Source organism: Sphingopyxis sp. SCN 67-31, from assembly GCF_001725095.1.
This window is the reverse complement of sequence record NZ_MEFH01000126.1, coordinates 1-8185: the sequence shown is the minus strand read 5'-3', so window position 1 is coordinate 8185 and position 8185 is coordinate 1. Positions and strand designations below refer to the sequence as shown.

Here is an 8185-nt window from a genome sequence, read left to right as displayed (position 1 = left end):
CGGCCGGCGCCGGCCAGGGAAAGCAGAAATCCGCACGGTGGCGGTCCGGATATTTCACGAAATTCATGGGATCGGCCCAAACCGGACCCGCCGGCTCCGGCAAGCGCTGCTGATCGCGCGCGGCGCCTTGGGTTTGGGGCCTTCAAGCGAAGGCGCTTCCGCGATGCGTGGCCCGGGGGCGTGATGTGTCAGGTCCCATCGCGAGCGTGAAAGTTGGCGCCTTTCCATGTCCGGAAGCGCAAGCGTCACTCGATTGCAACGGTTTCGATCGACCGCCACCCCGGTCTTTCGTGCTGATGCGGCGCTCGGACGCGAATATTCGGCATGAACGCCCGCTGGTGGGCGCCGCCAAAATGACAAACCATGCTCAGCGGTCGGCAGGAATGGACTGTTCGACTGATTGACGAGCAATGCGGGAGGCGCTGAAAATCCCTGCGCCGATCAGGCTCATGCCGACAAGATGGAACCATCTGAACGGTTCGGAGAGGATAAATACGGCGAGCATGGCGCCGATAACTGGCATGATGTTGAGATAAAGCCCGGTTGCTGCCGAACCGAGCAACTCGACCCCGCGATTGAAAAAGAGATAGGCGATAAGCGAGGGAAACAGGCAGACGTAGCCAATCGCCATCCAGCTTTCAGAACTGCTTTCTATCAATCGGCCGTCAATGATCTCGGCCAGATAGAAGGGCGCGATCACGACAATGCCGATCACGAAGGTTGCCGCCAGAAAGCTCAGTGGATGAACGGCCGGACGTTTGCGCAACAGAACGGAATAGAAGGACCAGACGACAACCGCGACGCAGATCACGAGATCTCCCGAATTGAATTCCAGTTCGAGAAGCGAGGACAGATCACCGCCCAGAATGATCATCAGCGCCCCGGTGATCGAGAGACATATGCCGATGACCTGCGGCAACCGGACATACTCCCCGAAAACGAGAGCACCGAGCATGAGAATCAGCGCAGGCTGCATCGACTGGAGCAGCAGGCCGTTGACTGCCGTGGTCGTTTGAAGGCCGGTGTAGAGGAGGGTGTTGAAGGTTCCGATCCCCAGAGCCCCCAGCAACAGCAGCCAGCGCCAGTGCGTTTTGAAGGTAGCGAAGTCTCGTCGCAGATGGGGCCATGCAAACGGCAACAACAACAGAAAGGCCAAGGCCCATCGCCACCAGGCTAGCGCGACCGGCGGCATCACATCGCGCGCCGCGCGACCGACAATCGAATTGCCAGCCCAGAACAGTGCGGTAAATGTCAGCAGGAGATAGGGGCGCGACCAGACCCAGCCGGTCATTCGCTCCAGAAGTGCGGGCATGCCAAGCTCCGGCTTATGGGGCGAAAGTTGCGAGCGCCGCGCTGGCGCATTGCTCGTTGCTTGCCGATCCACCCGAGCCTGCGACCACAGGCAGCTTTTGCCCCGGCAAATGCGATGCCGTCATGCCGGCCGCCGAGCATAGTGGCCGAAGGCAGCGATGACGGCATAGCAAGCGGCGGGAAGGAGGAGCGCGAGACCAAGATGTCCGGTGAGGTCCGCGATTGCACCGGTCGCGAGCGGAACCACGGCACCCCCAAAGATCGCGATATTGATGATCCCTGACCCGTCGGCGGCGCGGGGACCGAGCTTTTCGGAGGCGAGGCTGAAGATCGTCGGGAACATGATCGCGTTCATCAGGCCTATGGCGAGCAGGCTGTAGCCCGACAGAGCGCCGGTCGTGCTGGTGGAGACAAGGATCAGCGCGATCGCGCCGACCGCGACCCAGGCGAGCAGCTTGCCCGGACTGATGACGCGCATCACTGCCGATCCGATGAAACGCCCAACCATCGCGCCGCCCCAATAGAGTCCGATGAGCTTGCCCGCCGCCTGTTCCTGCAGGGCCAGGACGTGCCCCTGCATCAGGTAGCTGACGATCAACGACCCGATCGACACTTCGGCGCCAACATAGAGGAAGATGCAGAGAGCGCCGAAGCCGAAACGCGGACGCCTCAGCAGGTCAAAACCCGCAAGCGCGGCACTCGCCTCATGCCGCTCGCCCTTCAGGCGATTGCGGAACATCCACACGGTCGCCGCCACGACCGCAAGCGCGACCGCAATGCCGAGATAGCCATGCACAATCGCTAGGCTTTCGGAAGTGCGATAGGCGTCGAGTTCGGCGCCCGATAGCTGATCAGCGCTCACCTTTGCCAGACCGCCGAGAATAAGCGTCGACCCTGCGACCGGGAACAGCGTGGTACCCAGCGAGTTGAACGCCTGTGCGAAGGTCAGGCGGCTGTGCGCTGTCGCAGGCTTACCAAGCAGCGAGATCAGCGGGTTGGCAACGACCTGCACGATAACCACCCCGCTCGCGAGGACAAACAGCGCAAGCAGGAACAGGCCATAGGTCGCATTCTGCGATGCCGGAATGAACAGGAGACAGCCTACCATCATCGTAAGCAGGCCCGCGACCGCACCGCGCATATAGCCGATCTTCTTGACAAGCTTCGCCCCCGGTATCCCGATGAGCAAATAGGCGGTGAAGAAGCAGAACTGTACGAGCATTGCCTGCGTGTAGTTGAGAGTGAACAGCTCCTTCAGCTTCGGAATGATTACGTCGTTCAGAGACGTGATCCCCCCGAAGATGAAGAACAGCCCCATCACGAACAGCCGCAGCTCCGGTGCGTCGACATAAGCTTCCGTTCCTGCATCCCCGGCGCTGGTCGGGGCGGGCGTATGGGCCATCCTGCTTCTCCAAAATAGTCCTATCGACGATAGGTGATGTCGTTATCGCGATCCGTAGGGTCGGCCATAATCAGGACGCGTATCATTTACCCGCGGCAAGGCGCATGGCGGCGCCGCCGCCGGGCGCGAGCCACAGGGTATAGCTATCACCCTTTTTCACCTTGATCCTGTCGTATGCGATGCTGTGCCGCGCATCGGTCAGATAAGTGGCGCCGTCGCCGTCCTTATAAATCGTCGCGACGTAGGTTCTGCCCGGTTCCAGAAAGTCGAAGCGCAGCGTCAACGTCCGCGCCGTCGCATCGTTGACGCCGCCAACATACCAGTCAGCACTGTTGCGGTCCTTGCGCGCGAAAATAGCATAATCCCCGACCTCGCCCGCGATCAGGTGGCTTTCCGACCAGTCGGCCGGCACTTTCGAGATGAAATCGAGCTCGCGCGGAAACTTCTCCAGCGTTTCGGGGAAATCGGCCGCCATCTGGATCGGCGAATAGATGGCGAGATAGAGGCCGAGCTGCTTCGCCAGCGTCGAAGCCAGCGGCGCATGGTTCGCACCCTCCAGGCTCAGCACCCCGGGCGTGAAGTCCATCGGCCCCGACAGCATCCGCGTATAGACGAGCGTCGGTTCGTGATCGGGGCCGTTTGCGAAGGCGCCCCAGGCATTATATTCCATGCCCCGGGCGCCTTCGCGTGCGACCCAGTTGGGATAGGTACGGCGAAGGCCGGTGTCCTTCACCGGCTCGTGCGGATCGACCGCCACATGATATTTGGCGGCGGTCTGGACGACCTTCAGATGATGCTGCACCTGGCGCTGGCCGTCGTGCCACTCCATCGCAACGCTGTCGGCGGTGTCGCCCGGCGCGATTATGCCGCCCGCATCGGCGACATAGCCGGTCTTGACCGTCCCGACGCCGAGCCGGCCGTACAGCTTCATCGCATCGTCGAGCTGCGCCTCGTAAACCTTAATATTCCCGCCGGTTTCATGGTGTCCGATCAGCTGGACATGCTTGGCGCGAGCATAGTCGGTAACCGCCTTCAGGTCGAAATCAGGGGTCGCCTCGGTAAAGCTGAACTCGTCGCCGTGGCCGAACCAGTTGCCGTTCCAGCCTTTGTTCCAGCCCTCGACCAGGACGCCGCCGAAGCCGTGCTTCGCCGCGAAATCGATCGTCGCCTTCGTGCGCTCGGTTGTCGCGCCATGCTTCGGCCCCTCGGCCCAAGTCCAATCGCCGCGGATCATGCCCCACCAGATGCCGACATATTTCATCGGCTTGAACCAGCTGACATCGCCCAGCTTGTTCGGTTCGTTGAGATTGAGCTCGAGGTCGCTTTCGACCAGCCCCGCCGCGCTGCCCGCAATGCGGATCGTGCGCCATGGCGTCGCGAACGGCAGGTCGCGCACGACGCGCGGCCCCTTCGACGAGGGTGCCAGCGTGGCGCGGAATTTCTGCCCTTCGGCGCGCTTCAACCACATCCCCGAATAGTCGACGAGCGCTGCCTCGTGGAACGACAGATGCGTCCCGTCGTCGAGCCGCACGGTCATCGGCGTGTGCGCGGTGGCGACGGCATCGACCGGCGTCTTTTGATAGATCTGCTCGTACCGGTTCCACTCGCCGGCCGCGATCCACCACGCCGTGCCCTTGGGCACCAGGTCGAATTCGGTGATTTCGTCAGCAATCTTCGCGGTCTTGAGCCCCGCCTGTTCGGGGAGTTCGTAGCGGAAGCCGATGCCGTCGTCGAACAGGCGGAAGCGGACGTTCATCGCGTGGCCGCCCCAGCTTTCGTTTTGGCGCAGGCGAACGAGCAGTTCGTTGTGGTGGTCGCGCACGAAGCGGCGTTCGCCCCAAGGCTGCTCCCAGCGGCCGTCAGCGCTCGCGCGCTCGATGCCCTCGATCGCGAAGCCGCGCTGGAGGCCGATCCCGTCGGTGAGCAGGAAGCCGAGCTTCGACGGCGCGAACAGCAATTGCCCCTTGCGCGACAGCGACCAGGTCGGCCGCTGATCGTTGTCGGTCGCGACGGTCAGCACCAGGCTACCGTCGGGCGAGGTTGCGGTGACCGACGCTGGCGCCTCCTGCGCGAAAGCGGGCGACGCGGCGAGAAGCGCGAGCGGGGCAAGGCGAAGCATGGACATCAATGTTCGATCCGGATCCAGAGGGCACCGCAAGGCGGCAGGGTGTCGGCGTCGGCGCCATTGAGCGCCACGATCGGCATTCCGCCGCGATGCTGCGCGGCAATGTCGATCGCCTCTCCGCCGAGGTTGAAGAGGCAGCAGATCGTTTCGCCTTCGGTCATGCGGTCGAAGACCAGCAGGTCGCCCTCGGCCACCCAGCCGCCGTCGCGGCCGTGACGGAGCGCGGGATGCGCTGCCCGCAGCGCGACGAGCCGCCGCGTCAGGTTGAGCAGCGACGCGGGGTCGCTATCCTGCCGGTCCACCGCGAGGCCGGCGTGCGCGTCGCCCAGCGGCAGCCACGGACTGGCGGACGAAAATCCGGCATGCGCCGCATCCCCCGCCCACGGCAACGGCGTCCGCGCGCCGTCGCGCGACAAGGTCAGCGGCCAGTTCTTCAGCGCTTCGGGATCCTTGACCATCTCGAACGGGATATCGACCTGATCGAGCCCCAGTTCCTCGCCATTATAGATGATGATGTTGCCGCGCAGCGCACACAGCAGCGCCATCTTCATGCGCGAATAGGCGGCGGCATCGACGCCGGCGGGCGTCCAGCGCGACACCGCGCGCGGCGCGTCGTGGTTTTCGAAGGCCCAGCTCGGCCAGCCGATACCCGGCGCGTCGGGCCATTGCTCGGCAGCTTCGCGAACGAGCTTCGGCGTCAGCCGGTCGGCGTAGAGGAAGTCGAAACCATAGGCGCTGTTCAGGCGCCGGTCGCCCGCGGTGAACAGCTTCATCTCGCGCACCGCATCGTCGCCGCCAACCTCGGCGACGGTGAAGCTGCCGCCATATTCGTCGGTTAGCGCGCGAATGCGTTCGAGGAACAGCGGAATGTCGGGATGCGACTGGTTGTGGATTTTCAGCTGAAAATCGAACGGCCGGGTGCGGACCTTGTTCGACGGCGGCGCCGGAGGATTGTCGCGCAATTCGGGATCGTGCATCGCAAAATTGATCGCGTCGATGCGGAACCCGTCGACGCCGCGGTCGAGCCAGAAGCGGACCACGTCCAGCAACGCATCCTGCACCGCGCGATTGTGGACGTTGAGCTGCGGCTGGGTCCCGAGGAAATTGTGCATATAATATTGGCCGCGCCGCGCGTCCCACGTCCATGCCGGACCGCCGAACACCGACTGCCAATTAGTCGGCGGCGAGCCGTCGGGCTTCGCATCGGCCCAGACATACCAGTCGGCCATCGCATTATCCCTGCTCGCGCGGCTGGTCGCGAACCAGTCGTGCCGGTCCGACGTGTGCGCAAAGACAAGGTCGGTCGTCACTTTCAGACCCAGCGCGTGCGCGCGCGCGACGAGCGCGTCGAAATCGTCGAGCGTCCCGAAGATCGGATCGACGCCGTAATAATCGGCAATGTCGTATCCGAAATCGTCCATTGGCGAGGGATAGAAGGGCGACAGCCAGATTGCATCGACACCCAGCGAGGCGACATAATCGAGCCGCGCGGTGATGCCGGCCAGATCGCCGATCCCGTCGCCGTTTGAATCGGCAAAGCTGCGCGGATAAATCTGGTAGATCGCCGCGCCCTTCCACCACGGCAGGTCGGCGTCGGCGACGGCGTGCGGTTGTTTGGCAAGGCTATGGTTCGTCGTCACGCGTCGTTTTTCCGCTTATTCGTTGGCCTGGCATATGGCGGTGCCGAAGGCGGGGAGAGTGAGGGACAGGCTGCCCGGTGCGGCGGCGTGCGCCGGGCAGTCGCCAAGGAGCGACGTAAAGGCCGCGCTTTTCATGTCGATGGCAATATTGGCCGAGACGGGCGTTGCAGACGTATTGAACGCCAGTAGCACTTCGCGGCCGGAGTCCGGATCGAACCGCGAGACCGCGAGCAAGCCGGGCTTTTCCGAAATGGCGCGAAGCTTCGTCGTCCCGTGCAGCAGCGCGGGCGTCTTGCGGCGGATCGCCGAAAGCGCCGCGATCTCGCGGTAGAGCGGATGCGCCGGGTCGAAATTGGCCGACGCGGTGGTCGCATCGGTGCCGATCAGGTCGTTGTCGTTATAGACGTCGACCATCGAGGCGAACATGTCCTCGCGCGCGAGCTGGTCACCCCCGTCGGACACGAAGCCCTGCTCGTCGCCATAATAGATCGTCGGGACACCGCGCAGCGTCAGCAGCATGGCATGGCCCAGCATCACGCGCTTCAGCAGGTCGTCGGCGCTCGCACCGGGGTTTGCCTGCTTCACGAACATCGCGAAGCGGCCCATGTCGTGGTTGCCGAGGAAGGTCGGGAGCTGCAGCGCCGCGGCCGGCCCGCCCTTGTACAGCACATCGCCATCGAACAGCCGTTCGAACACGGCGGTTCCGGTTGTTCCGCCGACCGCATCGATCACCGCGCGCGCAAAGCTGAAGTCGAGCACCGCTGGCAATCCGGCGACGCGCGTGTGGCGCGCCAGCGATCCGGGGTCGACCGCGTCGTTATAGACTTCCCCGAAGATGTGGAAATTCGGAATCCCCCGCGCTTTCGCCCGCGCCAGCATCGCCGGCACGAAGGCCTGCCAGAATTCTGGGTTCACATGCTTCGCGGTGTCGATGCGGAATCCGTCGATCCCGAACGCGTCGATCCAGCGGCCATAGATGTCGATGAAGCCCTGCACGACCTTCGGATTCTCGGTCGCGAGATCGTCTAGCCCTGCAAAATCGCCATAGAGCGCAGACTCGCCGACCCAGTCGCTGTTGCCGCGATTATGATAATAGATCGGGTCGTTCAGCCACGCCGGCACCTTGGCCTTTTCCTCACCCCGCGGCACGACGGGCGTATAGGCGAACGATGGATCGGTCAGCCTTGCCCAGTTTTCGGGCGAGCGATCACCGTCGCCGGCGAAACCCCGATTGATCGCCGCGCCGCCGGCACCGCCGCGCCGTGAAAAGGGATAATCGGCAAGGCTGCGATAGCGGTACCCCGTCCCGTCGCCTTCGGTGTAGCGAATGACGTCGGCGGTGTGATTGGTGATGATGTCCATATAGACCTTCATCCCGCGCGCGTGCGCCGCGTCGACGAAAGCCCGGAATTCGTCATTGGTCCCGAAGTGCGGATCGACACGCGTGAAATCGGTCACCCAATAGCCGTGATAACCAGCGCTCTCGTCGCCCTTGGGTCCTTGCACCGGCTTGTTCTTGAAAATAGGGGCGAACCAGATCGCGGTGGCGCCCATCCCCTGGATATAATCGAGCCGCTTGGTCAGCCCGGCAAGATCGCCGCCGTGATAGAAGCCCTTGGCCGACGGATCGTAACCGGTTGCGAGCCGGTCGCCCGTCAGCCCGCCGCGATCGTTGCGCGGGTCGCCATTCTCGAACCGGTCGGGCAG

At 63.6% G+C, this 8185-nt stretch carries 5 protein-coding genes; all 5 read right to left on the bottom strand.

What is annotated here, in order from left to right; all coding sequences use genetic code 11:
- Positions 1 to 367: 367 nt before the first annotated feature.
- Positions 368 to 1312 (bottom strand): DMT family transporter, encoded by a 945-nt coding sequence (locus ABS88_RS21015; RefSeq protein ID WP_286750489.1) that lies wholly within the window; start codon positions 1310 to 1312, stop codon positions 368 to 370.
- 120 nt (positions 1313 to 1432) lie between these two features.
- Positions 1433 to 2713 (bottom strand): sugar MFS transporter, encoded by a 1281-nt coding sequence (locus ABS88_RS21010; protein WP_286750488.1) that lies wholly within the window; start codon positions 2711 to 2713, stop codon positions 1433 to 1435.
- Positions 2714 to 2795: 82 nt separating this feature from the next.
- Entirely contained in the window at positions 2796 to 4838 is a 2043-nt protein-coding gene (locus ABS88_RS21005; RefSeq protein WP_286750487.1) for a glycoside hydrolase family 97 protein, read from the bottom strand.
- A complete protein-coding gene (locus ABS88_RS21000) occupies positions 4838 to 6478 on the bottom strand; it encodes an alpha-amylase family glycosyl hydrolase (protein WP_286750486.1) in 1641 nt (546 codons plus the stop codon). The genes ABS88_RS21005 and ABS88_RS21000 overlap by 1 nt, the downstream gene beginning before the upstream one ends.
- Before the next feature lie 15 nt (positions 6479 to 6493).
- Positions 6494 to 8185: alpha-amylase family glycosyl hydrolase (locus ABS88_RS20995; protein ID WP_286750485.1), on the bottom strand; the 1692-nt coding region annotated here is incomplete at its 5' end.